The 926-nt window shown below is 53.5% G+C and carries 2 protein-coding genes; both read right to left on the reverse strand.

Translation table 11 applies throughout. The features are described from left to right. A partial coding sequence (locus tag DMG62_24910) for a hypothetical protein (protein PYY19144.1) occupies positions 1–416 on the reverse strand: 416 nt, incomplete at its 3' end. A gap of 120 nt (positions 417–536) precedes the next feature. Next, positions 537–908 (reverse strand): NADH-quinone oxidoreductase subunit I, encoded by a 372-nt coding sequence (locus DMG62_24915; GenBank protein ID PYY19145.1) that lies wholly within the window; start codon positions 906–908, stop codon positions 537–539. Positions 909–926 lie beyond the last annotated feature (18 nt).

Raw genomic sequence — 926 nt, forward strand, 5'->3', positions numbered from 1 at the left:
CGCCGAAGTAATGGGCTACGTCCGACTGTCGAGTACTCAGGCCCGAATGCTTTCGCCAGTTGAAAAAAGAAATAGACACACGAACCAGCAATTAGCGCTGCCAGAACGTGTCCGGGAAAGTTATGTACCAGCTTCGCTTTTTGCAGGAGCGCAACGGGCAGCATGCTGAGGACGGCTCCTAGCGGAAAGGCTGAGTAATACCTGTCGCCGTGTGGAATCATTTCGTTAAGCCATTCCGGCGGTTGTTCCCGAAGACCCAAGTGGCCGCGCAGCAAAGCGGACGCAATCTGCGCGGTGTAATCGAGATCCTGCAGTGTGGCCTTTGTTGAAAAGTAAAAGGCCAGCGCCGCAAAGAGCGACACGCCGGCCGCAATCCAAAATTGCGGAGGAGTGTCAGCCTTTTGGTGAACAGGCATGCCTTGTCACTTCCACTACGATTTTGCCGCCATACTCATGGCGAACATCCAGAGGAGAGCGCTCAACATCAAGCCCAGCGGCAGGCGTGAGTGAGCGGCCGGAATATCAAACCAAGCTAGCTAGTTTTTGAAATCCAGCGCTCCCTTTTTGAGCGCGTAAACGTAGCCGACCATCAGGATCGTGATGAAACCGAGCATGCTCCAAAAAATAGCCGGCCCTTCTTTGATAGCGTCTCGATAGACAACCGCCCATGGATACATGAACACGATCTCAAGGTCGAACAGGATGAAAAGCATTGCCACGAGATAGAACTTCACGCTGAACCGCGGTAGCGTTTCTCCCTGCGGGATCATACCGCATTCGTACGCCATATCCTTAGCGCGCGTACGTTTTCCGCTTTTCCCTACCAACACGCTGACGAGTAGCGCGGAACCGGCAAAAAGAATTGCTACGACAATTTGCAGAAGAACCGGCAAGTATTCGCGCAGCATCCGGGAATCTGGCCTGAA

Source organism: Acidobacteriota bacterium, from assembly GCA_003225175.1.
In the GTDB taxonomy this organism is placed as follows: domain Bacteria; phylum Acidobacteriota; class Terriglobia; order Terriglobales; family Acidobacteriaceae; genus Gp1-AA112.